At 67.6% G+C, this 24,749-nt stretch carries 20 protein-coding genes; 7 read left to right on the top strand and 13 right to left on the bottom strand.

Features of this window, described 5'->3' with window-relative positions; all coding sequences use genetic code 11:
- Positions 1 to 52 precede the first annotated feature (52 nt).
- Both AC57B5_RS11720 and AC57B5_RS11715 read right to left on the bottom strand, forming a co-directional pair.
- Positions 53 to 2,965: a valine--tRNA ligase gene (locus AC57B5_RS11720; RefSeq protein ID WP_063326887.1), complete on the bottom strand. Its 2,913-nt coding sequence runs from the start codon at positions 2,963 to 2,965 to the stop codon at positions 53 to 55.
- Positions 2,966 to 3,149: 184 nt separating this feature from the next.
- The gene (locus tag AC57B5_RS11715) at positions 3,150 to 3,776 is read right to left on the bottom strand and encodes a VOC family protein (protein WP_034391240.1); all 627 of its coding nucleotides are present in this window, start codon (positions 3,774 to 3,776) and stop codon (positions 3,150 to 3,152) included.
- A gap of 246 nt (positions 3,777 to 4,022) precedes the next feature.
- Between AC57B5_RS11715 and AC57B5_RS11710 the strand changes: the two genes are divergently transcribed.
- The 3 genes from AC57B5_RS11710 to AC57B5_RS11700 are packed head-to-tail and all read left to right on the top strand — an operon-like array spanning position 4,023 to position 5,576.
- Positions 4,023 to 4,916 carry a cation diffusion facilitator family transporter gene (locus AC57B5_RS11710; protein WP_496399587.1) on the top strand — a complete coding sequence of 298 codons (894 nt, stop codon included), beginning with the start codon at positions 4,023 to 4,025 and terminating at the stop codon, positions 4,914 to 4,916.
- Between the two features lie 38 nt (positions 4,917 to 4,954).
- A complete protein-coding gene (locus AC57B5_RS11705; protein ID WP_492804674.1) occupies positions 4,955 to 5,203 on the top strand; it encodes a DUF1272 domain-containing protein in 249 nt (82 codons plus the stop codon).
- A gap of 19 nt (positions 5,204 to 5,222) precedes the next feature.
- Positions 5,223 to 5,576, top strand: coding sequence for a hypothetical protein (locus tag AC57B5_RS11700; RefSeq protein WP_492804675.1), 354 nt, complete (start codon positions 5,223 to 5,225; stop codon positions 5,574 to 5,576).
- Positions 5,577 to 5,591: 15 nt separating this feature from the next.
- Here AC57B5_RS11700 and AC57B5_RS11695 read toward each other — a convergent pair whose 3' ends face one another.
- The 3 genes from AC57B5_RS11695 to AC57B5_RS11685 are packed head-to-tail and all read right to left on the bottom strand — an operon-like array spanning position 5,592 to position 7,031.
- Positions 5,592 to 5,999 carry a ribosomal maturation YjgA family protein gene (locus AC57B5_RS11695; RefSeq protein WP_496399586.1) on the bottom strand — a complete coding sequence of 136 codons (408 nt, stop codon included), beginning with the start codon at positions 5,997 to 5,999 and terminating at the stop codon, positions 5,592 to 5,594.
- 20 nt (positions 6,000 to 6,019) lie between these two features.
- Positions 6,020 to 6,367, bottom strand: a complete 348-nt coding sequence (locus tag AC57B5_RS11690; RefSeq protein ID WP_013803636.1) for an antibiotic biosynthesis monooxygenase family protein — start codon at positions 6,365 to 6,367, stop codon at positions 6,020 to 6,022.
- A gap of 34 nt (positions 6,368 to 6,401) precedes the next feature.
- Positions 6,402 to 7,031 (bottom strand): FMN-binding negative transcriptional regulator, encoded by a 630-nt coding sequence (locus tag AC57B5_RS11685; RefSeq protein ID WP_445609510.1) that lies wholly within the window; start codon positions 7,029 to 7,031, stop codon positions 6,402 to 6,404.
- A 101-nt stretch (positions 7,032 to 7,132) separates the two neighbouring features.
- On the opposite strand from AC57B5_RS11685, the gene pdxR reads away from it, so the two are divergent.
- A complete protein-coding gene (gene pdxR / locus AC57B5_RS11680; protein WP_496399585.1) occupies positions 7,133 to 8,653 on the top strand; it encodes a MocR-like pyridoxine biosynthesis transcription factor PdxR in 1,521 nt (506 codons plus the stop codon).
- A 30-nt stretch (positions 8,654 to 8,683) separates the two neighbouring features.
- Here the strand turns inward: pdxR and AC57B5_RS11675 are convergent, their stop codons facing one another.
- Positions 8,684 to 12,874, bottom strand: a complete 4,191-nt coding sequence (locus AC57B5_RS11675) for a midcut-by-XrtH protein (protein WP_496399584.1) — start codon at positions 12,872 to 12,874, stop codon at positions 8,684 to 8,686.
- A gap of 91 nt (positions 12,875 to 12,965) precedes the next feature.
- Between AC57B5_RS11675 and AC57B5_RS11670 the strand changes: the two genes are divergently transcribed.
- On the top strand, positions 12,966 to 13,199 hold the full coding sequence (locus AC57B5_RS11670; protein WP_156517024.1) for a hypothetical protein: 234 nt from the start codon (positions 12,966 to 12,968) through the stop codon (positions 13,197 to 13,199).
- Here AC57B5_RS11670 and AC57B5_RS11665 read toward each other — a convergent pair.
- The 7 genes from AC57B5_RS11665 to hemC all read right to left on the bottom strand — a co-directional run bounded on the left by AC57B5_RS11665 (position 13,186) and on the right by hemC (position 19,557).
- On the bottom strand, positions 13,186 to 13,764 hold the full coding sequence (locus AC57B5_RS11665) for a YceI family protein (protein WP_012204149.1): 579 nt from the start codon (positions 13,762 to 13,764) through the stop codon (positions 13,186 to 13,188). The two genes, AC57B5_RS11670 and AC57B5_RS11665, sit on opposite strands and share 14 nt — an antisense overlap.
- Positions 13,765 to 13,833: 69 nt before the next feature.
- A complete protein-coding gene (locus AC57B5_RS11660) occupies positions 13,834 to 14,406 on the bottom strand; it encodes a YceI family protein (protein ID WP_034391259.1) in 573 nt (190 codons plus the stop codon).
- Positions 14,407 to 14,498: 92 nt separating this feature from the next.
- A complete protein-coding gene (locus AC57B5_RS11655) occupies positions 14,499 to 15,092 on the bottom strand; it encodes a cytochrome b (RefSeq protein ID WP_063326881.1) in 594 nt (197 codons plus the stop codon).
- A gap of 237 nt (positions 15,093 to 15,329) precedes the next feature.
- Positions 15,330 to 16,637 (bottom strand): heme biosynthesis HemY N-terminal domain-containing protein, encoded by a 1,308-nt coding sequence (locus AC57B5_RS11650; protein WP_496399583.1) that lies wholly within the window; start codon positions 16,635 to 16,637, stop codon positions 15,330 to 15,332.
- Positions 16,638 to 16,656: 19 nt separating this feature from the next.
- Positions 16,657 to 17,799: a uroporphyrinogen-III C-methyltransferase gene (locus AC57B5_RS11645; protein WP_496399582.1), complete on the bottom strand. Its 1,143-nt coding sequence runs from the start codon at positions 17,797 to 17,799 to the stop codon at positions 16,657 to 16,659.
- The gene (locus AC57B5_RS11640; protein ID WP_496399581.1) at positions 17,796 to 18,605 is read right to left on the bottom strand and encodes a uroporphyrinogen-III synthase; all 810 of its coding nucleotides are present in this window, start codon (positions 18,603 to 18,605) and stop codon (positions 17,796 to 17,798) included. Before AC57B5_RS11640 ends, AC57B5_RS11645 begins: the two co-directional genes overlap by 4 nt.
- 13 nt (positions 18,606 to 18,618) lie before the next feature.
- Positions 18,619 to 19,557, bottom strand: coding sequence for a hydroxymethylbilane synthase (hemC, locus tag AC57B5_RS11635; RefSeq protein ID WP_496399580.1), 939 nt, complete (start codon positions 19,555 to 19,557; stop codon positions 18,619 to 18,621).
- A gap of 112 nt (positions 19,558 to 19,669) precedes the next feature.
- Here hemC and ppc point away from each other — a divergent pair, with 112 nt between their 5' ends.
- On the top strand, positions 19,670 to 22,519 hold the full coding sequence (gene ppc, locus AC57B5_RS11630; protein ID WP_013803627.1) for a phosphoenolpyruvate carboxylase: 2,850 nt from the start codon (positions 19,670 to 19,672) through the stop codon (positions 22,517 to 22,519).
- A 101-nt stretch (positions 22,520 to 22,620) separates the two neighbouring features.
- Positions 22,621 to 24,729 (top strand): PTS sugar transporter subunit IIC/EAL domain-containing protein, encoded by a 2,109-nt coding sequence (locus tag AC57B5_RS11625; protein WP_496399579.1) that lies wholly within the window; start codon positions 22,621 to 22,623, stop codon positions 24,727 to 24,729.
- Positions 24,730 to 24,749: the final 20 nt, after the last annotated feature.

Here is a 24,749-nt window from a genome sequence, read left to right as displayed (position 1 = left end):
CGCGAAGCGAGAGAGGGGGAAGCGGCACAGCCGCTCAGGGGGAGATTCCATGTCAACCCAGGCGGGCGAGTTGTTCCTGGATGCGGATCAGCGTTGCGCCGAAGTCGGCCACGCGCTTCTTTTCCTGGTCGATGACGGCCGGGGGCGCCTTGGCCACGAAGGCCTCGTTGCCCAGCTTGGCATTGGCCTTGGTGATCTCGCCTTCCAGGCGTGCGGCTTCCTTGGACAGGCGGGCCTTTTCGGCGGCCACGTCGATCTCCACGAACAGCGCCAGGCGCGCCTCGCCCACCACGCAGACCGGGGCGGCCTGGGCGGCCTCGGCCCAGGCGGCCTCGTCGTCGAACACCTTGACCTCGCTGAGCTTGGCCAGGTTTTGCAGCACGGCAGCATTGGTGCGCAGGAACTGCGACTCATCGGCCGAGCTGGCCACGGCCAGCAGCGGCAGGCGCTGTGCGGGCGACACGCCCATCTCGCCGCGCAGCGTGCGGCAGGCGTCGATCATCTGCTTGATGCGGCCCACGTAGGCGATGGCGGCCTCGTCGATCTTCTCGGGCTGGGCCTCGGGGTAGCGGGCCACGGCCACGGACTCGCCGGGCAGGCCGGCGACCGGGGCGACCTTCTGCCACAGGGCTTCGGTCACGAACGGGATGATGGGGTGGGCCAGGCGCAGGATGGCCTCCAGCGTGCGGATCAGCGTGCGGCGCGTGGCGCGCTGCTGGGCCTCGTTGCCGGTCTGGATCTGCACCTTGGCGATTTCCAGGTACCAGTCGCAGAACTCGTTCCAGACGAAGTCGTACAGCGCGTTGGCCACGTTGTCCAGGCGGAATTCGGCAAAGCCCTTGGCCACTTCGGCCTCGACCTTCTGCAGCTGCGAGGCGATCCAGCGGTCGGGCTGGCTGAACTGCATGTAGCCCGCGAACTCGCCGCCGGCCTGGCATTGCTCCTTGGTGTGGGGCAGCAGGCCGCAGTCATGGCCTTCGCAGTTCATCAGCACGAAGCGGCTGGCGTTCCACAGCTTGTTGCAGAAGTTGCGGTAGCCCTCGCAGCGCTTGCTGTCGAAGTTGATGGAGCGGCCCAGCGAGGCCAGGGCCGCGAAGGTGAAGCGCAGCGCGTCGGCGCCGTAGGCGGGAATGCCCTCGGGGAATTCCTTTTGCGTGTTCTTGCGCACCTGGGGCGCGGTCTCGGGGCGGCGCAGGCCCTGCGTGCGCTTGTCCAGCAGGGTGTCCAGGTCGATGCCGTCGATCAGGTCCACGGGGTCGAGCACGTTGCCCTCGGACTTGCTCATCTTCTTGCCCTGGGCGTCACGCACCAGGCCATGCATGTAGACATGGCGGAAGGGCACGCGGCCCGTGAAGTGCGTGGTCATCATGATCATCCGGGCGACCCAGAAGAAGATGATGTCGTAGCCCGTGACCAGCACCGAGCTGGGCAGGTAGAGGTTGTAGTCATCGTCGGCCGCCTCGGTCTGGTTCGGCCAGCCCATGGTGGAGAACGGCACCAGGGCCGAGGAGTACCAGGTGTCCAGCACGTCCTCGTCGCGCGTGAGCGTCTTGCCGGGGGCCTGGGCGCGGGCTTCTTCCTCGGTGCGGGCCACGTAGACCTTGCCGTCCTCGTCGTACCAGGCGGGAATCTGGTGGCCCCACCACAGCTGGCGCGAGATGCACCAGTCCTGGATGTTGTTCATCCACTGGTTGTAGGTGTTGACCCAGTTCTCGGGCACGAACTGCACCTGGCCGCTGGAGACGGCATCGATGGCCTTCTGCGCGATGGACTTGCCCGTGGCATCGCCTTCGCCGACCTTGTTCATGGCCACGAACCACTGGTCGGTCAGCATGGGCTCGATCACCTGGCCCGTGCGCGTGCAGATGGGCACCATGAGCTTGTGCTTCTTGGTCTCGACCAGCAGGCCGGCCGCGTCCAGGTCGGCCACGATGGCCTTGCGCGCCACGAAGCGGTCCATGCCGCGGTACTTCTCGGGCGCCTCGTCGTTGATGGTGGCCGTCAGCGTCAGCACGCAGATCATCGGCAGGCCGTGGCGCTGGCCCACGGCGTAGTCGTTGTTGTCATGCGCAGGCGTGACCTTGACCACGCCCGTGCCGAACTCGCGGTCCACGTAGTCGTCGGCAATGATGGGGATCTCGCGGCCCACCAGGGGCAGGATCACGGTCTTGCCGATCAGCGCCTGGTAGCGCTCGTCCTCGGGGTGCACCATCAGGGCTGCGTCGCCCAGCATGGTTTCCGGGCGCGTGGTGGCCACCACGAGCTGGCCCGAGCCGTCGGCCAGCGGGTAGGCGATGTGCCACAGCGAGCCGTCCTTTTCCTCGTTCTCGACCTCGAGGTCGGAGACGGCGGACATCAGCTTGGGGTCCCAGTTCACCAGGCGCTTGCCACGGTAGATCAAGCCCTGCTGGTACAGGCGCACGAAGGTCTCGTTGACGATGGACGACAGCTTGTCGTCCATGGTGAAGTACTCGCGGCTCCAGTCCACGCTGTCGCCCATGCGGCGCATCTGGCCGGTAATGGTGTTGCCGCTCTGGTTCTTCCACTCCCAGACCTTGCTCACGAAGTTCTTGCGCGCCTCGGGAGGCGTCGCGCCCATGTCGTGGCGGCTGGCGATGCCCTGCTCCTGCAGTTGGCGCTCCACCACGATCTGGGTGGCGATGCCCGCGTGGTCGGTGCCGGGCACCCAGACCGTGTTGTGGCCCTTCATGCGGTGGTAGCGCGTGAGGCTGTCCATGATGGTCTGGTTGAACGCATGGCCCATGTGCAGCGTGCCCGTCACATTGGGCGGCGGCAGCTGGACGGAGAACGATGGCTGGGATGCATCTGCCTGGCCCGTGCCGCGCACGCCGGCTGCGCCGTAGCCGCGCTTTTCCCATTCAGGGCCCCATTGGGCCTCGATGGCTGCGGGTTCAAACGATTTGGACAGGCTGTCGAGGCCTGGCTGGGCAATGGTGTCGCTCATGGCTTGCTTGCGGGGAATTGTGCGAATGGCGTTTGGCAAATGAAAACGGCATCCGTTGAAGGGATGCCGTCTGCATATGCGAAATGGATGACGGTTTGACGGGGATTCTACCGACCCCGTCCGCCTGCCTGTTCGCCGGGTTTTATTGAGAGCGTGTTGTGCACTCTAAAGTGCACAACACGCTCTAGGCCGCATCGGGCACGAACTCGGGCCTGTCGTTGCTCTGGGGTTTGAGCGGCTGGGCGGCCTTGCCTTCGGCGCGCTCCTTGCGCCATTGCTCCTTGCGTGCCGTCCACTCGTTCAGGCGGGCGTGGGCGGTGGTGCTTTCGCGCGCCATCTGCACTTCGTCGGCCAGCTGGGCCGACAGCTCCAGGCGGATGCCGTTGGGATCGAAGAAATAGATGCTCTTGAAGATGTGGTGGTCGGTCACGCCCAGCACCTCGATGCCATGCGCCACCAGGCGGGCCTTGGTGTTCTCCAGTTCCTCGACGGTGTCCACGCGGAAGGCGATGTGGTTGATCCACAGCGGCGTGTTGGGCGAGGGCAGGGCCTTTTCGTCGTCGCCGATGTCGAAGAAGGCGATGAACGACCCATCCTTCAGGCGGAAGAAGAAGTGCGTGTAGGGGCAGTACTCGCCCGTGCTGGGCACGTAGTCGCTCTGGATGATGTGATAGAGCGGCAGGCCCAGGATGTCCTCGTAGAAGTGGCGGGTCTCCTCGGCATCGCGGGCCTTGTAGGCGTAGTGGTGCAGCTGCTGCACGGCGGCGGGCGGTGGCAGTGTGGACAGGTCGGGACGGGCGCTTGTGTTCATCGAATGTCTCCTTGGTGGATGATTTGATTCTACTATTCGTAATCAATTTACCTAAATGAAATGTTGCGATGGATGCAGGGATATGCGCGCTACGGCGTCCGGGCCACCTGCGGTGCCAGGTTGCCGGCAGCACTTGACCTTCAAGTCACTTCACGCTTTCTCATGGAGGTCCGTGCCCCTGCCTGCCATGGACGCCATCGGTGCAGCGGCCCTCTGTTCACAACCGTTTTCAAGTCAAGGAATCTCATGAGCGACAGCCATCAGCACGGCGACGTGCGTGCCCTGCCGGAATCCCGCCTCTGGTTTGCCTTCGGATTGACCGGCACCTTCATGGTGGTGGAAATCATCGGCGGCATGGTCACGGGCAGCCTGGCCCTGATCTCCGACGCCATGCACATGCTGACCGATGCGATGGCGCTGCTGCTGGCCCTGGTGGCCATACGCGCCGGCCGCAAGGCAGCCGACCTGATGCGCACCTACGGCTATGCGCGCTTCGAGATCCTGGCCGCCGCCATCAATGCGCTGGTGCTGCTGGGCGTGGCCTTCTACATCCTGTATGAGGCCTACCGCCGGCTGTCGGCGCCTGCAGAAATCCAGTCCCTGGGCATGATGGCGGTGGCGGCCGTGGGGCTGGTGATCAACCTGCTCTCGATGCGCCTGCTGTCGGGTGGCAAGGATGAGAGCCTGAACGTGAAGGGCGCGTACCTGGAGGTATGGGCGGACATGCTGGGCTCGGTCGGCGTGCTCGCCGGTGCCGCGCTGATCTGGCTGACGGGCTGGCGGTGGATCGACTCGGCGGTGGCCGTGGGCATCGGCTTCATGGTGTTCCCGCGGACGTGGACCCTGTTGCGCGAGTGCATCAACATCCTGCTGGAAGGCGTGCCCTCGGGGATGAGCCTGCAGGCGGTGCGCGAGACGATTGCGGGCACGGCGGGCGTGGCAGCGATCCACGATGTCCACCTGTGGGCGGTCACGCAGAGCAAGCCCATGCTGACCGGCCATGTGGTGCTGCTGCCCGGCGCGGACGGCGAGCAGGTGCGCCGCGATATCGAGGACAGGCTGCAGGCCGGCTTCGACCTGCACCATACGACGCTGCAGATGGAGCGCGAGGACCGCTCACTGGCAGAGCACATCCACTAGGATGCCCAGTCTTCATGGACCCCACCCGGAGTACACCGATGCTTGAGCTTCGACCCAACTGCGAATGCTGCGACAAGGACCTGCCGCCAGAGTCTGCCGAGGCTCGCATCTGCACCTTCGAGTGCACGTTCTGTGCCGGCTGTGCGGATCATGTGCTGCACGGCGCCTGCCCCAACTGCGGTGGGGAGCTGGTGGCCAGGCCGCGCCGGCCGATGGACAAGCTGGAGCGGCATCCGGCCTCGACGAAGCGGGTGCTCAAGGCCGGCGGTTGCGCTGTACGGGCCTGATCCGGCGCGGAGCCATCGATTGCAGTACCAGTACCACGATGGATTGCTGGAGCAGGTGCGCCTGGATGTGGCGGCCCGGAGCGTGGAACTGTGCTTCTTTCTCTATGCCGTGTTCGACAGGCCGCAGGCCAGGGTAGCCATTCGCTTGGAGCGGATCGTCAACTTTCCTGCCGTGCAGGCGTACTTTGCCGACGTCCAGCGCGACGCAGCCGCAGAGATGGATGACTGCCTGGACCGCTGCGAAGTGCTGCAGCGGGATACGAAGAGGCCTTCGTCAGCAAGGGCGCAGCATCTGTTCTTGCAGCTGTCCCACTATGGGCGGCTGAAAATCCACTGCGAATCCGTTGTCGAGGAGCTTGTTCCAGAGCCGTAGCGGACCGCTGCGGGTTTATGCCGTGAAGGCGGGGCGCCTGCGGCCACGGAACGCAGCCTCCACCACCAGCACGGCTGCAAAACCCATCACATAGGCCAGCACATCCCACCAATCGGCCGTGCTGCCCAGCACGATGCGCAAAGCGCGGTTGGGAATGTGCAACTGGAAGGTCGATGCCAGGAACTGGCCCAGTTCCACCAGCAGGCCCACGCACAGCGCGGCCGACGCCAGCGGCAGCACGCGCGCGGCGATCACGGTCTTGAACACGGCATAGACCCAGGCCACGGCCAACACGTCGCCGAAGAAGCTGCGCACCCAGCCCCAGTGCGCGCCGACGGTGGCCAGCAGCACGAGCAAGACAAACAGGGCCACCGCCCACGCCAGGGAAACAGGATCAAAACGCCATCGCATGGCCGCCATCATCGGGCCAAAAGCGGGTCCGGTCAGCGAGCCGGGTGCGCAGTGCCTTGCGCAGCGGTGGCCAGCGGGTGCGCTATCCCGCCATCGCCGTAGCTGCCCACCACCTGGGCGATCACCACCTGGTAGCCCTTGAGCCAGCGCGCCTGTTGCTGCTTGGCTTCGAGGTGCGCAGGGTGGCGCATCAGTTGCTGCAGCGCCTCCCAGGTCTGCCAGTAGTAGACGTTGGAGACCAGGCCTGTGGCGGGGTTCTCCCAGGCCTCTTCGCCCAGGTAGCCGGGGATGGCGCGGGCGATCTCGGCGATCCGGCCGTCAAGGGCGTGGAATGGCGCGTCGTATTCGCCCGGCGCGAAGGTGAAGGTGGAGGTGTACATGGGTGGTTGGCAATCTGTGTGAGTGTGGCTGGCGCTAGATGCGCGGCGCCGCATCCATGGCGCTGGCCAGCGGCTCCTGTCCGCGCTCGCGCAGCGCGCCGATGGCGCCTTCCAGGTCGCGGGCCTGCCGGTTCTGGCTGAGCTTGGCCTTGCCCTCCAGGCGGGTGATGCGGATCTGCAGGCCGACGATGGCCTGCAGCATGCCGTCGATGAATTCACGCGGCGAGTCGGACATCTTCCAGGGCTGGGCCTGCGATGCCTCATGGACCCGCGTGAGCCGCCCGACCAGGCCGCGCACGAATTTCTCGTCGTCATGGATGCTGATTTGCCCGTGCACATGCACGGCCTCGTAGTTCCAGGTGGGCACCAGGCGGTGCGTCTCGTGCTTGCTTGGATACCAGCTGGGCGAGATATAGCCTTCGGCGCCACGGAAGACGACCAGCACCTCGGCGCCGTCGCGGCACTGCTGCCACAGCGGATTGGCGCGGGCCACATGGGCGCTCAGCGTGCCCATCTCCCCGGGGTCCGCATCCAGCAGGAACGGCAGGTGGTTGGCGTCCAGCACGCCGTTGGCCTGGGTGACGAGCGTGCCCAGGGGGTGGCTGCGGATCAGGCCGTGCAGGCTGTCGGAATCGGTGAGGGAGAAATGGGCGGGCGTGTACATGGGCGCTTCCTGGGCTGGTGTGCCGGCATCGGGGGAAACCGGACTATCCACCATCCCTGGCACAATGAAAAATCCAATTTCGTGATTTTTTGGCAGACCAGTTGAAATCCGCTTTCACCCGCCATGCCGGCGCAGCGCCCGGCGCCCGCACCCTCCACGAATGGCTGAAATCACAGGTGGCCGACGGCAGCCTGGCCGTGGGCGCACGCCTGCCCTCCACCCGCGCCCTGGCGCTGGACCTGGGCGTGTCGCGCACCACCGTCACAGCGGCCTACGAGCAGCTTGCGGCCGAAGGCTATCTGGAGACCGCTCCAGGCAGCAGGGCGCGCGTGGCGGCTGGCGCGGCGCAGCGCAGCCGTGCGCGCAGCATGCCGTCAGCGGCCCAGCAGCATGGCCGTCCCCGGCTGTCTTCCTATGGGCAACGGGTGGATGCGCTGGCGTCAGCCCTGCCACCGGCAGCAGGCGATGGTGGGCCGGCCCCGATCGACTTTCTCTACGGCGCCCTGGCCTTTGACGACTTTCCAACGCTGGCCTGGCGGCGCGCCTACAACCGCGCCATCGTGCAGCGCCAGTCTTCCCTGTCCTACGACGCGCCCGAAGGCGAGCCGGCGCTGCGCACGGCGCTGCAGGGCTATCTGCGCCGGGCGCGGGGGCTTGTCTGTTCGGCCGATCAGATCGTGGTGGTGCAGGGCTCGCAGCAGGCCATCGACCTGTGCGCGCGCGTGCTGGTCGATCCGGGCGAGACCGTGCTGATGGAAGAGCCCTGCTACCTGATGGCGCGCCGCGTGTTCGAGGCCCAGGGCGCATGCCTGCAGGAAATGGCCGTCGATGAACAGGGCCTGGATACCTCGGCGCTGGCCGGGCGCCAGGCGCGGCTGGCCTATGTCACGCCCTCGCACCAGTTTCCGCTGGGCGGCGTGCTGCCCATAGGCCGCAGGCAGCAACTGCTGGCCTGGGCGCGCGCCACGGGTGCCTGGATTCTGGAGGACGACTACGACGGCGAATTCCGCTACGGGCTGCGCCCCATCGACGCCCTGCAGTCCATTGACGAGGTGGGTTGCGTCATCCATGTCGGCACTTTCTCCAAGGCCTTGTCCCCGCAGATGCGCATGGGCTACCTGGTGCTGCCGCCGTCCCTGGTGCCCGTGTTCCGGGAAGCCCGGCAGCTGGCCGACCGGCATGCGCCGCGCCTGGACCAGCTGGTGCTGGCCGCGCTGATCGAGGACGGCAGCTACGAGCGCCATGTGCGCGCTGCCCGCCGCCGCAACGAAGGCCGGCGGGCGGCATTGCTGCAGGCGCTGGAGCGGCACTTGCCGGGCGCGGTGCAGGTCGAAGGCTCGGCCTCCGGCCTGCATGTGGTGGCCTGGGTGCCTGCCGTGCATCAGCGCGATGAGATTGCCCTGGTGCGGTTGGCGCGAGAGCGTGGCGTGGGCGTTCGCCCCATCTCGCCGCTCTATGCGGCCGGCGATGCCCATCGCCGCCAGTCCTGCGCCGGGCTGGTCCTGGGTTATGCGAGCCTGCAGCCGGAGGCCATAGAGCAAGGGGTGCGCAGGCTGGCAGGCGTGGTGCGGGATGGACAGAAAAAAGGCGGGGCCTTCGAGGCCCCGCCTTGCCGACGCTGAGGTTTCCGGGTGTTGCCGCAGCGCCTGCAATCAGGTGGCGCTGCAGAGAACGAGCGTGGAACTCACGCTGCCAGCGGGCTTCCCGCCTGTGCCCGCATAGCCGTTGGGCAGCGTCGTCGAGCCATTCAGCGTGAAGGCGACGCTGATGGACAGCGTGGTTCTGAACGCGATCGTGGCCCCAGCCGGCAGTGCCGAGGTCAGGGTGACCTGGCGGGAGGTTGCGGAAAGTACCGCCACACTGGCTGTGCCTCCCGTCACACTGAACACACCGATGTTGGCAACTCCCGAACCGATGATGGTCACCGTGGTGCCGACGGGAAGCGGCGCAGAGCCTGCCGTGAGGGTGAAGCCGGGGCCAAGGACGCCAAGCACACCACAGCTGCCATCGAGGTGGTAGGCGCCAATGTCGATGGAACCCGAGACCGTGATCGACAAGGCTGCGGTGTCGGTGTTGCTGCCCTGGATGGTGACATTGGTCGGCCCCTCGTCCGCACCTGCGGTGAAGGTCACCGTGCAAGTCCCCCCGGCCGGCAGCGACAGCCCGCAGGTGTTGCCGGAAACGGACAGCCCACTGCCGCCGGGGATGGTGGCGCCGATATTGGCGGCGGCATTCGATCCCGTGTTGGTGATGGTCACGAAGCCCGTGCCGCCAGGAGCAATCGTCAGGGTCGATGCGGAGATCCCCAGCGTGGTCGTGGTGCTGGGCGCCGTCACGGTGAATAGCACGGTCGTGGCAGACGTGTTGCTGCCCGCAAAGCTGACCGGCGTAGGACCTTCCGCTGCGCTTGCGGTCAGCGTGATGATGCAATTGGCCCCCGCTGCCAGCGATGAACCACAGGTGTTGGCCGACACCGTGATGCCGCTGCCTGCCGGAATCGTGGCCTGAACGTCGAGCGCAGGGGCCCCACCGTTGTTGGTGATGGTCACCGAGCCCGTTGTCCCTGTGTTGAACGACACGGGCGTGGTGGACATGCCCAGCGTGGTCGGGGTGACGGGCGCCGTCACCGTGACCGGCACGGTCGTGGCCAGCGTATTGCTGCCGCCGAAGCTGATGGCCGTGGGGCCTTCGGCGGCGGCCGCAGTCAGGGTGATGCCGCAGCTGGCCAAAGAGGCGAGTGCGGCACCGCACGTGTTCGACTGCACGGTGATTCCGCTACCGGCCGGCGCCGTGGCGGTCACGTTGAAGGCCGCAGAAGCGCCGGTGTTGCTGATGAGGACCGTTGTCGAGCCGCCCGCAGCGAACGACAGCGGAGCGCTGGGTATCGAAAGCGTGGCCGTGGGAACGGGCACCGTCACCGTGACCTGCACGGTCGTGGTGGGCGTATTGCTGCCGCCAAAGATGACCGCGGTCGGGCCTTCTGCGGCCGCAGCCGTCAGCGTGATCGTGCAGTCGGCCCCGGGGGCCAGGGAGATGGGGCAGGTGCTGGACGCCACCGTGATGCCGCTGCCGACCGGAATGGTGGCTTGCACGTTGAACGCCGGTGCGGATCCGTTGTTGGTGATGGTCACCGTGCCCGCTCCGCTGGTGCCAAACGACACGGGTGCGGCGGGAATGTCCAGCGTAGTCGGCGCGACGGGGGCAGTCACTGTCACAGGCACGGTCGTGGTCGGCGTGTTGCTGCCGCCGAAGCCGATGTCGGTCGGGCCTTCGGCCGCAGCGGCCGTCAGCGTGATCGTGCAGCTGGCAGCGGGGGCCAGGATGGCGGGGCAGGTGGTGGTGGACACCGTGATGCCGCTGCCGGCCGGGATGGTGGCCTGTACGTTGAACGCGGGTGCGCTTCCGCTGTTGGTGATGGTCACCGAACCTGCACCGCCGGTGCCGAACGACAGGGGTGTCGTGGGAATGTTCAGCGTGGTGGGCACGACGGGGGCTGTCACCGTGATCGGCACGGTCGTGGCCGGCGTGTTGCTGCCGCCGAAGCCGATGTCGGTCGGGCCTTCGGCCGCAGCGGCCGTCAGCGTGATCGTGCAACTGGCAGCGGGGGCCAGGATGGCGGCGCAGGTGGAGTTGGACACCGTGATGCCGCTGCCGGCCGGAATGGTGGCCTGTACGTTGAACGCGGGTGCGCTTCCGCTGTTGTTGATGGTCACCGAACCGGCGCCGCCAGTGCCGAAGGACACGGGGGCAGTGGGAATGTTCAGCGTAGTCGGCGTGACAGGGGTCGTCACCGTGACAGGCACCGTCGTGGCCGGCGTGTTGCTGCCGCCAACGCCGATGTTCGTGGGGCCTTCCGGTCCTGCCGCCGTCAGTGTGATGGTGCAGCTTGCGCCCACCGGCAGTGACGCCGGGCAGGTGGAGGAGGCCACCGTGATGCCGCTGCCGACCGGAATGATGGCCCGCAGATTGAACGCAGGCGCCGTTCCGTTGTTGGTGATGGTCACCGAGCCTGCGCCGTAGGCGCCGAACAGCACGGGTGCCGGGGGAACGGTAGGCGCGGTTGGCGCGACGGGTGCGGTGACCGTGACCTGTGCGGTAGCGGCGGGCGCATTGCTGCCGCCGAAGCCGATGTTGGTCGGGCCTTCCGCCGAGGGGGCTGTCAGCGTGATCGTGCAATTGGCCGAGGGGGCCAGGATGGCGGCGCAGGTGGTGCTGGACACCGTGATGCCGCTGCCCGCCGGAATGCTGGCCTGCACATTGAACGCAGGTGCGCTGCCGCTGTTGGTGATGGTCACCGAGCCAGCACCGTTCGCTCCGAAGGACAGGGACGCCGAGGGAATGGTCAGCGTCGCGGGCAGGACGGCAGTCGTCACCGTGACGGGCACGGACGTGGAAGCCGTGTTGCTGCCGCCGAAGCCGATGGGGGTCGGGCCTTCCGCCGAGGGGGCTGTCAGCGTGATCGTGCAGCTGGCCGAGGGAGCCAGGATGGCGGAGCAGGTGGTGTTGGACACCGTGATGCCACTGCCCCCTGGAATGCCGGCCTGCACATTGAGCGCAGGTGCGCTGCCGCTGTTGGTGATGGTCACCGAGCCGGCGCCGCCCGCTCCGAAGGACACGGAAGTCGCAGGAATGTTCAGCGTGGTGGGCGTGCCGGTTGCCGACACCGTGACCGGCACGGAAGTGGACGCCGTATTGCTGCCGCCGAAGCCGATGGCGGTCGGGCCTTCCGCCGAGGGCGCGGTCAACGTGATCGTGCAGTTGGCAGAGGGTGCCAGGGCGGCAGGGCAGGTGGTGTTGGACACCGTGATGCCACTGCCTGCAGGAATGCTGGCCTGCACATTGAGCGCATTTGCGCCGCCGCTGTTGGTGATGGTCACCGATCCCGTGCTGCCCGCCGCAAACGACAGCGGCGTGGCGGGAATGCTCAGCGTGGTGGTCGGGGCCGGGCCACCTGTCACGGTGACCGGGGTGGTGGTGGCTGCGGCGTTGCTGCCGGCAATGCTGACCGTGGTCGGGCCTTCCGCCGCGGGTGCCGTCAGGGTGATGGCGCAGCTGGAGCCCGCAGGCAGCGTTGCCGCGCAGCTGTTGGAGGCGATGGTGATGCCGCTGCCTGCGGGAATGGTGGCCTGCACATTGAGCGCTGCCGAGCCGCCGCTGTTGCTGACGTTCACCGTGCCGGTGCTGCCTGCGGCAAATGACAGGCCCGCGCCGGGAACGCTGAGCGTGGTGGGGCTGGCGCCGGCCGTGGCCTGGGCTGCCTCGGCGCGGCAAATGGTTTCCACATTCACCCGGCATGTGCCATTGGGCGCAATGGTGTTGCCCACGGCGCAAAGAGGCGGGGGCGATGCGGGCGGTGCCCCTGGCGGCATGAGATGGGTGAAGCCCGAGGGAAAACACTGATTCAAATTCGGTGGCTGAATGGCGGTGATTTTGAGTGCCACACCGGAATCATTGGTGAAATCTTCTGCAGAAAATCCATTGATATTGCCGCCATTGACAATTTGCGCAACGAGCAATGGCCGTGTCTCGCCCGCCGGGTTGGTAAAGCTGCCCGTCAATTGGGCACGCAGATCGGGGCTGTGCCACAGCGTGGCGCACACGATGGCGCTGGTGCACAGCGCCATGAAGAGCGCCCGGTGCTGCCGGTTGCGCAGCACCAGCCAGGCGGCCATGGCCAGCCCTATGGCAAGGGCCAACAGACTCCAAGGGTTGTCCACCGGAATCGCGGTTGCCGCGACGGCGGCAGCCGGAGCGACCGTGATGCTTTGGGCATTGGCGGCCATTGGGAATGAATGGGCGGCAATGGCGGCGACAACGGCGGGGGCAATGGAGATCTGCTTCATGGGTGAATGCCAGGGAGTGATCGGAAAATGAAATTTAAAGTAAGTTTTTTGGGGTATGTCTATTTGTATCTATCGATATCGAGGAATCGTTATGCTGCGACTTCTCAATGACCGTGAAATCGCTATCAATTTGATGCATTTGCAAAGGCCGCCAATGTGCTTGCTGTACCTCTGTGGAGCGGGTGCGAATGGAGGGCATTGGCAAGGTCTTTTCCGGGAATTCAGAAAAGGCAAAAAAAAGCCCGTGACCGGCTTGCGGATCACGGGCTTTGAGCGGCAGCGCCCTGAAAGGCACTGCGGCGAATGCGGTTTTACTGCTGCTTGACCGCTTCGATGGACATCACCAGGCGCACTTGCTTGGGGAAGCCATAGTCCACGCCGTAGTTCACGCCGAAGGCGGTGCGGTCGATCACGGCTTCGAAGTCGCCGCCGCAGGTCTCACGCTTTTGCAGCATGGCGTTGGGGTAGCAGGTGAACTTGTTGGCCTTGATGGTCACGGGCTGGGTCTTGTCCAGGATGGTCAGGTGGCCGGTGACTTCCTTGAGCTTGTCGCCGTCGAAGACGAACTTGTCGGAGACGAACTTGGCCTGGGGGAACTTGGCCACGTTGAAGATGTCGGCGCTCTTGAGGTGCTTGTCGAAGGCGGCGGTGCCCGAGCTCAGCGATTCCATTTCCAGCACGACTTCGACCTTGCCGGCCTTGGCGTCACGGTCGAATTCCACGGTGCCGCTCTTCTTGTCGAAGCGCACGCGGTTGGTCGAGGCGCCGTTGTGGTCGATCTCGAACGTGGCGAAGGTGTGCGTCGGGTCGATGGCGTAGGTTGCGGGAGCAGCCTGGACAGCGGTGGCGAACAGGCCGGCAATGGCCAGGGCAAACACGGAAGTGCGCATGAAAGAACTCCTAGGTTGGGGTTGCACGAAACGGGAAAGAAAATGGCCGATCTTGGGCAGGGACGCGGCTTACAGCTTGCCCACGCCGGTCAGTGCCAGCTTGAACTGCACCTGCACCTCGTCGGCCACCATGGAGGTATCGCCCCATTCGCCTTCGCCGATCTTGAATTGCAGGCGCTTGAGCGGCAGCGTGCCGGTGGCCGTGGTCGTGGTGCCGGACTGGGCCAGTTGCACGGGAATGCTCACGTTCTGGACCTGGCCCTTGATGCTGAGCTTGCCGTCCACCTGGTACTTGCCGCCGCCCAGCGCCTTGACGGCGGTGGAGTCGAACACGGCCTGCGGGAATTTGGCGACGTTGAACCAGTCCGCCTTGGGCAGTTCGGCGTCGGTTTCCTTGGCGCCCATGGTGGCGCTGCCGGTGTCCACGGTGAAGCGGATCTTGCTGGTATCGGGCTTGGCCGTGTCGAACTGGACCTGGGCATCGAACTTCTTGAAGTGGCCCTGCAGGGGCACGCCCATCTGCTTGGCCGTGAAGTTCACGGCGCTCTGGGCGGGCACGAGCTTTTGCTCGGCCAGTGCCGCTTGGGAAGCCAGGGCCGCAGCGGCCAGGGCGATGGTGGTCAGCGTGGAGGAAAAGCGCATGGCGAGACTCCTAGGGGTCGGGAAAATCCGGTCAGGGGGTGGCTGGGGCCGGATGGACACCGGCCCTGGCTGGCGAGAGGTTGGCGAAAGGTTCAGGCGCGGCCCGGCAGCATGCGGGAGATCAGGCCGTCGCGGTCGATGAACTGGTGCTTGAGGGCGGCGCCCACATGCATGGCAATCAGCACGACCAGGGCCCAGGCTGCCCAGCCGTGCAGGGGCTTGAGGGTTTCCGCCAGTTCAGGGCTGGCGCTCACGAAGTCAGGCAGGGGCAGCATGCCGAGGAAGACGATGGGAAAGCCGGCCGCCGAGCTGTAGGCCCAGCCCAGCAGGGGCACGGCGAAGAACAGCAGGTACATGGCGTGGTGGGTGCCGTTGTGGGCCCAGTGCTGCCATTGCGGCATGGCGCGGGCCACGGCGGGCGGCAGCTCGGGCGGGCGGTGGGTGACGCGCCAGAGCAGGCGCAGCAGGCTCAGCGTCAAAAGCGTGACGCCCAGCCACTTGTGCCAGTTGTACAGCTTCAGGCGCGAGGGGGAGAACGGCAGGCCGGTCATGTACCAGCCCAGGCCCAGGGCGGCGATCAGGCCCAGTGCCAGCACCCAGTGGGCGGCCATGGCCACGCCGGTATAGCGCGTGGCTCTGGAGGAGGATTTTGCTGGCGCGTTGGCGCGGGCTGAGGACTCTGTCATGGATGGCGGCAGGCTTTGGAACCGTTCAGGGCCCCTGTGAAGGGGCCCTGGATGGCAAAAAGGGTGCGGTGCGCTCTGCGAGAACTTCGTGCACTGCGGACAACGTGCAGTGTAGGAAGCGGCAAATCCAAAAGAGTTCAGCGGTATTGACGGCTCAATTCAAAAAAGATGAAGGCCGCACCACCGGTGGTACCCGCAGTACCCGCAGCACCCGCGTTACGCGTGGGCTGCAGGAGTTCAGGGCCGGGCGGGATCGGCGGGCAGCATGACCAGGGCCTGCGCCGCCTGCTTCCAGGCGGCGGCTGCTGCGTCGGCATCGCCCCGGTGCTCGGCCATCAGGGCCAGGCGCTGCCAGGCACGGGTGCGCAGTGCGCTTTCCTGCAGATGGGGCGCAGCGCGCAGCAGCAGTTGCTGGGCCTTGCCCCAGAGCTGGCGCTGCACGCAGGCCATGCCGGCCAGGTATTGCAGGCGGGGTTCGCGCGGATGGCTGTTGGTGGCCGCCTCGATGCGTGCCAGCCAGGTGCCGTCCAGGCCGTCCAGGCAGGGCTCCAGCACCTGGACCAGGCGCGGCAGATGCGATTCGCTGCGCGGGCCGGCATGGGACAGCAGGCGTTCCCACACGGGCAGCAGCCAGGCGCGGGCCTGCGCGGCCTCGCCGCCCAGGGCCATGAGGCGCGATGCGGCCGGCAGCGCGATCTCGGGCATGGCACGTTCCTCACCGTCCAGCGACAGCCAGAAGTGCTGCAGCTGCGTTGTGTCGCGTGCCTCGTTGATGCTCTCCAGCACCAGGCCGCGCACCACGCTGGCGGCGGCCGCGGGCGAGAAGGCGCGGTGCTTGGCCAGCAGGCGCGCCGTGTCCAGCGCCGTCGATGTCTGGCCGGCCAGGCGCGAGGCCTTCAGGCGGATGCGCAGCGCGATCGTGCGGCGTGCCGCGCCCTGGGGCAGTTCGGCCAGGCGGCGCAGCGCGTCAGCTGCGTCGCGGTCGTCCAGGGCCCAGCGCGCGGCGCGCATCTGGGCGCCTTCGCGCATTTCCTGCTCCTGGGCATTGCCCTGGGCCGGTGCATTGGCCAGGACTTCGCGCCAGTGGTGGTCGCGCTGCGGGCTGTCCTGCAGGGCGTGGGAGGCATCGGCGGCCACCATGTGGGCGGCCGCACGCAGCCGCGTGCCGTGTGGCACGGCGGCATGGGCCTCGGCCAGGGATTCCTCCATCGCCAGGGCGGCCAGTGCCGACTTGCGTGCACGCAGAAAGCGGCCGGCCTGCTGGTGCGACAGGGCTTCCAGCAGGCTGTGGTGCATGGCGCGCTCTTTTTGCTGGCTGCGCCAGCGCCGTGCCTGGTGCGGCATCTGCAGCAGCGCAGCCAGGGCGCGCAGCGCGGCATACAGCAGCACGAAGGCCAGCACGATGATGGCAATGGCCAGGTTCAGGGACAGGTCCAGCCGGTAGGGCGCCCAGAACAGGGTCACCGTGCCCTGGTTGGAGCCCGCGAACAAGGCGGCCGCAACGGCCATGCCGAACAAACCGATCAACCACAGTGCAGCGCGCATTCGTCTGTCTCCCGGCTGCTCAGCGGCCTGCGGCGGCCGTTGCCAGCGCCGCCAGGGTTTCCTGCAGCGCAGGCTGTTCGGTGGTGCGCAGATTGGCCTGGATCTGCTGCAGCTGGGCCTGCACGATCTGGGTGCGGCGCGCGGCAGGATCGAAGTATTTGTTCACGGCCATGCCCGAGGCGGCCAGGTCGGCACGCGCCGCATCCCACTGGCGCGACAGCAGGGCCAGGCGCGAGTTCAGCAGCTTGAGCTTGAGGTTCTCGCGCAGGAAATAGGCCTGCTCGGGCGCCAGCAAGATGGCATCCGGGTGGTCGATGCGGCTGACGCGCAGCAGGTCCTGGGCCTCTTCGCGCACGGCCGTCCAGCCGCGCTCGCCCCAGGACTGCCACCAGCTCCACTCGGTGGGGCTGCCCTCGATGGGGGCGGGCTCGGGCTGGCGGGCCGCCTGGCCGGCCACGCCGCGATGGCGGCTGGCGCGTGGCTGGGCCACGGCGTTGAGCAGGGGCATCTCGTCGACCAGGCGCACCAGATCCTCGATGCGGGTGAGCAGGCCGGCCGTGTCGGTCACGCTCATGCGGGCCAGCCGCTCCAGGTCGCGATCCAGCGCGCGCATCACGGGAGCCAGACGGGGCTGTGCGGCACGCTCTATGCGCTGGCGGGCGTTCTTGAGCGTGGCCACCAGCGGCTGCAGGCTGCCGGACAGCTCGGCCTGCTGCTGGGCCAGGCGGATGGAGGAATCTATGTCCACCACCAGGTTCTCGTCGCGCGAGCGCGACATGCTTTGCAGGAGTTCGTCGAGCTGCGTGCGCTGCAGCGACAGCTCGGCAATGCGCGCTTCCATGACCGAGGTGCGCGCCGCGCTGTCGCGGGCCAGGTCCTGGGCGTCGCGCGCCAGGGTGCGGGCCTCGACCGACTGGGAGCCGGACTGCGCTGACTGGCGGGCCAATTGTTCCTGGATATTGCCCAGGCGCTGCCAGAGCATGCCGCAGGCAATGAGCGCCGCCACGGCCACGGCGCCCACGCCCAGGACCAGGGCAGAGGAGCCGCTGCGCAGGTCTGCAGCGGGGCTGCTTTGGGCGGAGCCGGCAGCGAATGCTGCGGCGGAGGCTGGGGGCGTCAGGTTCTGCGGGGTGGGGCGGTCTTGCGCTGCGTCGGAACTCATGGCGTCGATTCTATCGACGCAACCACGTCCTCCAGAGCCGGCCGACATTGCTTGACATATCCGAATCCCAGTTGTTTGGCCTGGGCGGCGATTCGCTCGTGCGTAGCAAGCGCTCGCGCCTTTTGCCACGATTGGCCCGGCAAGAGCTGTTGCAGGTTGGCAACGGATTCGGCGCTGCTGAGCAGCCAGAGCGAGCCATCTTCGGCCGCCTGGCGTGCCAGTGCCGTCTGGGCTGTATCCCAGGCAGGCAGTTCGCGCTGGTAGACGGCCAGCATTTCGACCTGGGCACCCGCTTCGCGCAGTCGGGCAGCCAGCCAATCGCGGCCGGCGCCTGCCGTGGCCGGCACGGTCCTGGGCGCTCCTGCCTGGCTGTCGCCGCGCACGATGAGCACGCGGTCGCCCGCATGGATCTGGTCATGCACGCGCTGCCATAGCGTTTCGGATTCGAACTGGGCGGCGTCCGGTGGCGGGCCGTCGATCTGTGCTGGCGCAATGCCCAGGGCCAGCAGCGCCTGGGCCGTGCCGGGGCCGGGCGTCCAGGCGCGGGTGGAGGGCGGAAGCCGTGCGGGGTCGGTGCCGAAGAAATGCTGGACGGCATTGCCGCTGACGAACATCACGGCGCGGTAGCCTGGGCCTTCGCGCAGCGCGTTGCGGGCGGCCTGCAAGGCCTGTTGCGTGGCCGCATCGCGGCAGGGGCCTATGGCCATCAGCGCCAGCGGCTGGGCCGGCAGGCCCCGGGCCTGCAGCGCATCCACCCACGCGGCTGCGTCATGGGCCGGGCGGGTGACGAGTATGCGCGGCGGCATGTGGGCGTGCCGTCTAGAGCTTGGGGGCCGGTTGGGCGCCCGCCGCCTGCAGCAGCGCAGCCACGTGCTGGCCCAGCGCGTCTGCGCTGGCGAAGTCGGTGACGGTGGCGCCGGCGTGCACCTGCACCAGCGGCAGCCGGCCTTCCGGGTCTCCCCAGGCAGCGTCCAGGCGCAGTTGCTGGCCGTCGAATGTGCCGTGCGCCGCCAGCGGCATGGAGCAGCTGCCGCCCATGCAGCGGCTGACGGCGCGCTCGGCGGTCACGGTCAGCCAGGTGGTCTGGTGGGCCAGCGAGGCCAGCGCGTCGATCAGGTCCTGGCGGTCGGCGCGCACCTCGATGCCCAGCGCGCCCTGGCCTGCGGCCGGCAGCATGCCGGTGGGCTCGAACCTGGCGCGGATGCGGTCGGCCAGGCCCAGGCGCATCAGGCCTGCGGCGGCCAGCACGATGGCGTCGTAGTGGCCTTCGTCCAGCTTGCGCAGGCGGGTGTTCACGTTGCCGCGCAGCGGCTCTATCTTCAGGTCGGGGCGCAGGGCCTGCAGCAGTGCCTGGCGGCGCAGGCTCGATGTGCCGACGACGGCGCCCTGCGGCAGCTCGGCCAGCGTGGCGTAGCGATTGGAGACAAAAGCGTCGCGCGGGTCTTCGCGCTCCATCACGCAGGCCAGCACAAAGCCTTCGGGCAGCTCCATGGGCACGTCCTTGAGCGAGTGCACGGCGATGTGGGCGCGTCCTTCTTCCAGCGCCACTTCCAGCTCCTTGACGAACAGGCCCTTGCCACCGACCTTGGACAGCGTGCGGTCCAGGATCTGGTCGCCCTTGGTGGTCATGCCCAGCAATTCCACTTCATGCCCCCGGGCGCGCAGCAGCGCCTGGACATGCTCGGCCTGCCACAGTGCCAGCTGGCTCTCGCGCGTGGCGATCACGATGGAGTGGGGGAGAAGTGGTTTGGTGTTCATCAGGTGCCTCGGGGGGAGCGCGGGATGCTAGCATGCTGCGCCGCAGTAAACCCGGCACCAGGACCGAAGCCCAAGCAAACCGATACGCTGACCGATTCCAGGAGATTCGTTGATGGCCACCGCCCCCCGCAAGAGCAATGCGCGAGATGACAGGCGTGATGACAAGCCTGTCCGCAAGACGGACAAGGACCTGCCGCTGATCGAGGACATACGCCTGCTGGGGCGCATTCTGGGCGATGTGATCCGCGAGCAGGAAGGCGTGGCGGCCTTCGAGCTGATCGAGCAGGTGCGCCAGCTGTCGGTGACCTTCCGCCGCGATGCCGACGAGACCGCCGACCGCGCGCTCAAGCGCCTGCTCAAGGGCCTGACGACGGACCAGACGGTGAGCGTGATCCGCGCCTTCACCTATTTCAGCCATCTGGCCAACCTCGCCGAGGACCGCCACCACATCCGCCGCCGCGCCGTGCACGAGCGCGCGGGCAACACCCAGGAAGGCAGCATCGAGGTGGCACTGGCGCGCCTGCGCTGGGCCGGTATCTCGGCCGGCACCGTGGCGCAGACGCTGGCCAAGAGCTATGTGGCACCCGTGCTCACGGCCCACCCCACGGAAGTGCAGCGCCAGAGCATTCTGGTGGCCGAGCGCGACATCTCCCAACTGCTGGCTGCGCGCGAGGACATCGTGGCCCGCGCCCAGCTGTACAACAGCGCCAAGGACGCGCTCACCCCGCGCGAACTGGAACGCAACGAGGCCCAGCTGCGCGCCCGCGTCAGCCAGCTGTGGCAGACACGCCTGCTGCGCTACTCCAAGCTCACCGTGGCCGACGAGATCGAAAACGCGCTGTCCTACTACGAAGCCACCTTTCTGCGCGAGATCCCCAAGCTCTACGCGCAACTGGAGCAGGAGCTGGGCAACACCCTGCCCGTGCACAGCTTCCTGCGCATGGGCCACTGGATCGGCGGTGACCGTGACGGCAACCCCAATGTCACGGCCCAGAGCCTGGAGCTGGCGCTGTCGCGCCAGGCCGATGTGGCGCTGCGCCACTATCTGCGCGAGGTGCACTACCTGGGCGGCGAGCTGTCGCTGTCCCAGCGCCTGACCGACGTGTCCACCGAGATGCAGGCCCTGGCAGAGCGCTCGCCCGACACCAACGAGCACCGCTCCGACGAGCCCTACCGCCGCGCGCTCACCGGCATCTACGCGCGCCTGGCGGCCACGCTCAAGGGCCTGACGGGCGGCGAGGCTGCGCGCCATGCCGTGGCGCCGCAGAACGCCTATGCCTCGCCCGAGGAGTTCCTGGCCGACCTGCGCGTCATCGATGATTCCCTGAGCCGCAACCACGGCGAGGTGCTGGCGCCCCAGCGTCTGCGCCCGCTGATGCGCGCCGTGCAGGTCTTCGGTTTCCACCTGGCCACGGTGGACCTGCGCCAAAGCTCGGACAAGCATGAGGAAGTGGTGGCCGAGCTGCTGGCTGCCGCGCGCCTGGAGCCCGACTACTCGGGCCTGCAGGAAGACGCCAAGTGCGCCTTGCTGGTGCGCCTGCTGGAAGAGGCGCGGCCGCTGCGCGTGGTGGGCGCCGACTATTCCGAGCATGCGCGCGGCGAACTGGCCATCTTCGAGACCGCGCGCCGCCTGCGCGCGGCCCTGGGCGCCGAGGCCATACGCCACTGCATCATCAGCCACACCGAATCGGTCAGCGACCTGCTGGAAGTGCTGCTGCTGCAAAAGGAGGCCGGGCTGCTGCGCGGCACGCTGGACGACGGCGCCATCTGCGATGTGATCGTCGTGCCGCTGTTCGAGACCATTGGCGACCTGCGCAGCGCCTCGCCCATCATGCGCCGCTACTTCCAGCTGCCCGGCGTGGCGGCCATGGTGCAGCGCAGCGGCGGCGAGCAGGACATCATGCTGGGCTACAGCGACAGCAACAAGGACGGCGGCATCTTCACCAGCAACTGGGAGCTGTACCGCGCCGAGATCTCTCTGGTCGAGCTGTTCGACGAGCTGGCCGACAGCCATGGCATCAGCCTGCGCATGTTCCATGGCCGCGGCGGCACCGTGGGCCGGGGCGGCGGCCCCAGCTACCAGGCCATCCTGGCCCAGCCTCCGGGAACGGTGCGCGGCCAGATCCGCCTCACCGAGCAGGGCGAGGTCATCGCTTCCAAGTACGCCAACCCCGAGATCGGCCGGCGCAACCTGGAGACCCTGGTGGCCGCCACGCTGGAGGCCACGCTGCTGCAGCCGACCAAGCCGGCCACGCGCGCCTTCCTGGATGCGGCGGCCTTCCTGTCCGACGCCAGCATGGGCGCCTACCGTGCCCTGGTGTACGAGACCCCCGGCTTCACCAGCTACTTCTTCAGCAGCACGCCCATCCGCGAGATTGCCGAGCTGAACATCGGCTCGCGCCCGGCCTCGCGCAAGCCCTCGCAGAAGATCGAGGACCTGCGCGCCATTCCCTGGGGCTTCAGCTGGGGCCAGTGCCGGCTCACGCTGCCGGGCTGGTACGGCTTTGGCGCCGCGGTCAAGGCCTTCATCGACCAGCCGGGCAAGGATGGCAAGGCCCAGCTGGCCCTGCTGCAGAAGATGTACCGCCAGTGGCCGTTCTTCCGTACCCTGCTGTCCAACATGGACATGGTGCTGGCCAAGAGCGACCTGAACCTGGCATCGCGCTATGCCGACCTGGTGCCGGACGCGCGCCTGCGCCGCCGTATCTTCAGCGCCATCGAGGCCGAGTGGCACAGCACCGTCGATGCGCTGGCGCGCATCACGGGCGACAAGCAGCGCCTGGCCCACAACGAAGCGCTGGCGCGCTCCATACGCCATCGCTTCCCCTACATCGATCCGCTGCACCATCTGCAGGTGGAGCTGGTGCGGCGCTGGCGCGCTGGCCAGACCGATGAGCGCATCAAGACCGGCATCCACCTGTCCATCAACGGCATCGCGGCCGGGGTGCGCAACACGGGCTGATCCTGCTCTCTGCAGCCGCAACAGCCCTTTGCGGCCGGCGTTGTACGATGTGCTCCGGACAGGAGCGCCTGACTTCTGCCGGGAAGAAAAGGGTGGGAGCCATGGGCAACAAGAGGTCACGGGCCGGCTTTCCGGACGTGCAACTGTTCCTGACACAGCGCCTGGCCAGGCTGGCCGGCGCCAACTCCATGCGGGCCATACGCGAGGGCCTGCTCTGGCTGGTTCCCTGTCTGCTGGTCTCGGCCCTGTTCCTCATCCTGTCGGCGCTGGCGCAGATGTCCGGCCAGCCCGAACCCGTGGTGCGGGTGCTTGCGGGCCTGCACGCGGAGATCGGCAGCATCCTGCCGCTGCTGGTGGCCGCGTCCATCGGCTACATGCTCTCCATACGCCACCGGCTGCCGCGCCTGCCGGTGACCTTTCTGTGCTTCGCGCATGTGCAGATGGCCATCTATCTGCTGAGCGAGCATCCGCGCGCGGCGGCCACCCTGGTGCTGTTCATCTCCATCGCCTCCCCCCTGATCACCGTGCCCCTGATGGCGCGCCTGAGCCGGCTGCGCTGGACGCGCATCGCGCGCACCGGCTTCGTCAGCGAGAACGTGCGCGAGGTCATGAACCTCGTCGTTCCCGGCGCCCTTGTCGCCGTGCTGCTCGTGCTGCTGCTGCTGGGCCTGCAACAGGTGCTGCCGGATCTCACGCGGGCCGAACTGCCGCTGGCCATCGCGGGCCCAGAGACCCCCTACCGCAGCGGGCTGACGCTGGCACTGCTCAATTCCGTGCTCTGGTTCTTCGGCGTCCAGGGGTATTACGCCATGCAGCCCTTCTTCCAGGTGCTGGATCAGGCGGTGGTGGCCAATGCCGCCGCGATGGCGCAGGGGCTGCAGGCGCCCTGGGCGCTCAGCGGCGGGCTGATGGGCTCCTTCGTCTTCATCGGCGGCTCCGGTGCAACGCTGTCGCTGGCGCTGGCCGTGCTGCTGTTTTGCCGGGGGCGGGGCCTGCGCGTGCTGGCGCTGGCGGCGCTGCCCATCTCCTTGCTCAACGTCAACGAGATCCTGCTGTTCGGGCTGCCGATCATCCTGAACCTGCGCCTGCTCGTGCCGTTTCTCGCGGTACCCGCCATCAACCTGGTCGTGGCCGTCACGGTGGTGCAGGCCGGCTGGGTGGCACCGGCCTCCATGGTGCTGCCGCTGACTGCGCCCGTGGTCTTCAATGCCTATGTGAGCACGGGCGGGGACATGGCGGCCGTGGTGCTGCAACTGGCATTGACGGCCCTGGGAGCACTGATCTATGCGCCCTACGTGCGGGCCATCGACCGGCTGGGCCAGGACGACGGTGCCATCGTGCTGCACGCGCTGGACACCACGTTCTCGCGCCTGCCCGAAGAGGCCGGCCTGATCGTGCGCGATCCGCTGGTGCAGGCGCATCAGGCGCAGGCCCGGCGCGAGACCATGCTGGCGCATATCCGTCGCATCAGCGAGTACGAGTTCCACCTGGAATTCCAGCCCCAGGTCTCGCACCGCAGCGGCCTGTGCCTGGGCTGCGAGGCCCTGCTGCGCGCGCGGGACGCGCAGGGCCGCTTGCAGCAGCCCGGCAGTTTCCTGCGCTGGCTGGCCGATGCGGGGCTGATGCGCGAGGTGGACCTGTGGGTGGCGGGCGCTGCCGTGCGCCAGAGCCGGCACTGGCGCCAGGAGGGCTTTGCCATGCCGATCAGCATCAATGTGTCGGGTGCCACGTTGACCTCGCCCGAGCACTGCTCGCGCCTGATGCTGCTGCTGGCCCAGGCCAGGGGGCAGGTCGGCGTGGAGATCACGGAGGAAGAAATGGTGGGCGACGTGGAGGCGATCCGCCGCGCCATAGGGCAGATCCATGCGCTGGGCGCCAAGGTGTCCATCGATGACTTCGGCACCGGCTTCTCGTCCATGAGCTACCTGCACCAGTTCGATGTGGATGCCATCAAGATCGACCGCAGCTTCGTCGTGGCCAGCGGCCATGCCAAGGGCGAGCTGGTGCTGGACGGCCTGCTGCGCTTTTGCGAGGCGCTGCAACTGAACGTGGTGGCCGAGGGCGTGGAGACCGAGGCGCAGTTGCAGTCCCTGGGCTTCGAGGGCGATCTGCTGGTGCAGGGCTGGTACTTCAGCCGCGCCCTGCCGGGCGAGAAACTGCCGCAGTTCGCCAGGGACTGCGCCGCCAGGGCAGGCGGCGGGACGGTCTAGAGTTCTGGATTCCTGTGGCG

The organism is Delftia sp. BGA-UO-ETr-SB1 (assembly GCF_059567865.1).
Note: the sequence above shows the minus strand (reverse complement) of the source record. Positions and strands in the feature narration are given on the sequence as shown.

Bases quoted from the DNA above. Each gene is read 5' to 3' on its own strand.
- AC57B5_RS11720 (WP_063326887.1), bottom strand. From the start codon at position 2,965: ATGAGCGACACCATTGCCCAGCCAGGCCTCGACAGCCTGTCCAAATCG.
- AC57B5_RS11715 (WP_034391240.1), bottom strand. From the start codon at position 3,776: ATGAACACAAGCGCCCGTCCCGACCTGTCCACACTGCCACCGCCCGCC.
- AC57B5_RS11710 (WP_496399587.1), top strand. From the start codon at position 4,023: ATGAGCGACAGCCATCAGCACGGCGACGTGCGTGCCCTGCCGGAATCC.
- AC57B5_RS11705 (WP_492804674.1), top strand. From the start codon at position 4,955: ATGCTTGAGCTTCGACCCAACTGCGAATGCTGCGACAAGGACCTGCCG.
- AC57B5_RS11695 (WP_496399586.1), bottom strand. From the start codon at position 5,999: ATGATGGCGGCCATGCGATGGCGTTTTGATCCTGTTTCCCTGGCGTGG.
- AC57B5_RS11690 (WP_013803636.1), bottom strand. From the start codon at position 6,367: ATGTACACCTCCACCTTCACCTTCGCGCCGGGCGAATACGACGCGCCA.
- AC57B5_RS11685 (WP_445609510.1), bottom strand. From the start codon at position 7,031: ATGTACACGCCCGCCCATTTCTCCCTCACCGATTCCGACAGCCTGCAC.
- AC57B5_RS11675 (WP_496399584.1), bottom strand. From the start codon at position 12,874: ATGAAGCAGATCTCCATTGCCCCCGCCGTTGTCGCCGCCATTGCCGCC.
- AC57B5_RS11670 (WP_156517024.1), top strand. From the start codon at position 12,966: ATGCTGCGACTTCTCAATGACCGTGAAATCGCTATCAATTTGATGCAT.
- AC57B5_RS11665 (WP_012204149.1), bottom strand. From the start codon at position 13,764: ATGCGCACTTCCGTGTTTGCCCTGGCCATTGCCGGCCTGTTCGCCACC.
- AC57B5_RS11660 (WP_034391259.1), bottom strand. From the start codon at position 14,406: ATGCGCTTTTCCTCCACGCTGACCACCATCGCCCTGGCCGCTGCGGCC.
- AC57B5_RS11655 (WP_063326881.1), bottom strand. From the start codon at position 15,092: ATGACAGAGTCCTCAGCCCGCGCCAACGCGCCAGCAAAATCCTCCTCC.
- AC57B5_RS11650 (WP_496399583.1), bottom strand. From the start codon at position 16,637: ATGCGCGCTGCACTGTGGTTGATCGGTTTGTTCGGCATGGCCGTTGCG.
- AC57B5_RS11645 (WP_496399582.1), bottom strand. From the start codon at position 17,799: ATGAGTTCCGACGCAGCGCAAGACCGCCCCACCCCGCAGAACCTGACG.
- AC57B5_RS11640 (WP_496399581.1), bottom strand. From the start codon at position 18,605: ATGCCGCCGCGCATACTCGTCACCCGCCCGGCCCATGACGCAGCCGCG.
- hemC (WP_496399580.1), bottom strand. From the start codon at position 19,557: ATGAACACCAAACCACTTCTCCCCCACTCCATCGTGATCGCCACGCGC.
- ppc (WP_013803627.1), top strand. From the start codon at position 19,670: ATGGCCACCGCCCCCCGCAAGAGCAATGCGCGAGATGACAGGCGTGAT.
- AC57B5_RS11625 (WP_496399579.1), top strand. From the start codon at position 22,621: ATGGGCAACAAGAGGTCACGGGCCGGCTTTCCGGACGTGCAACTGTTC.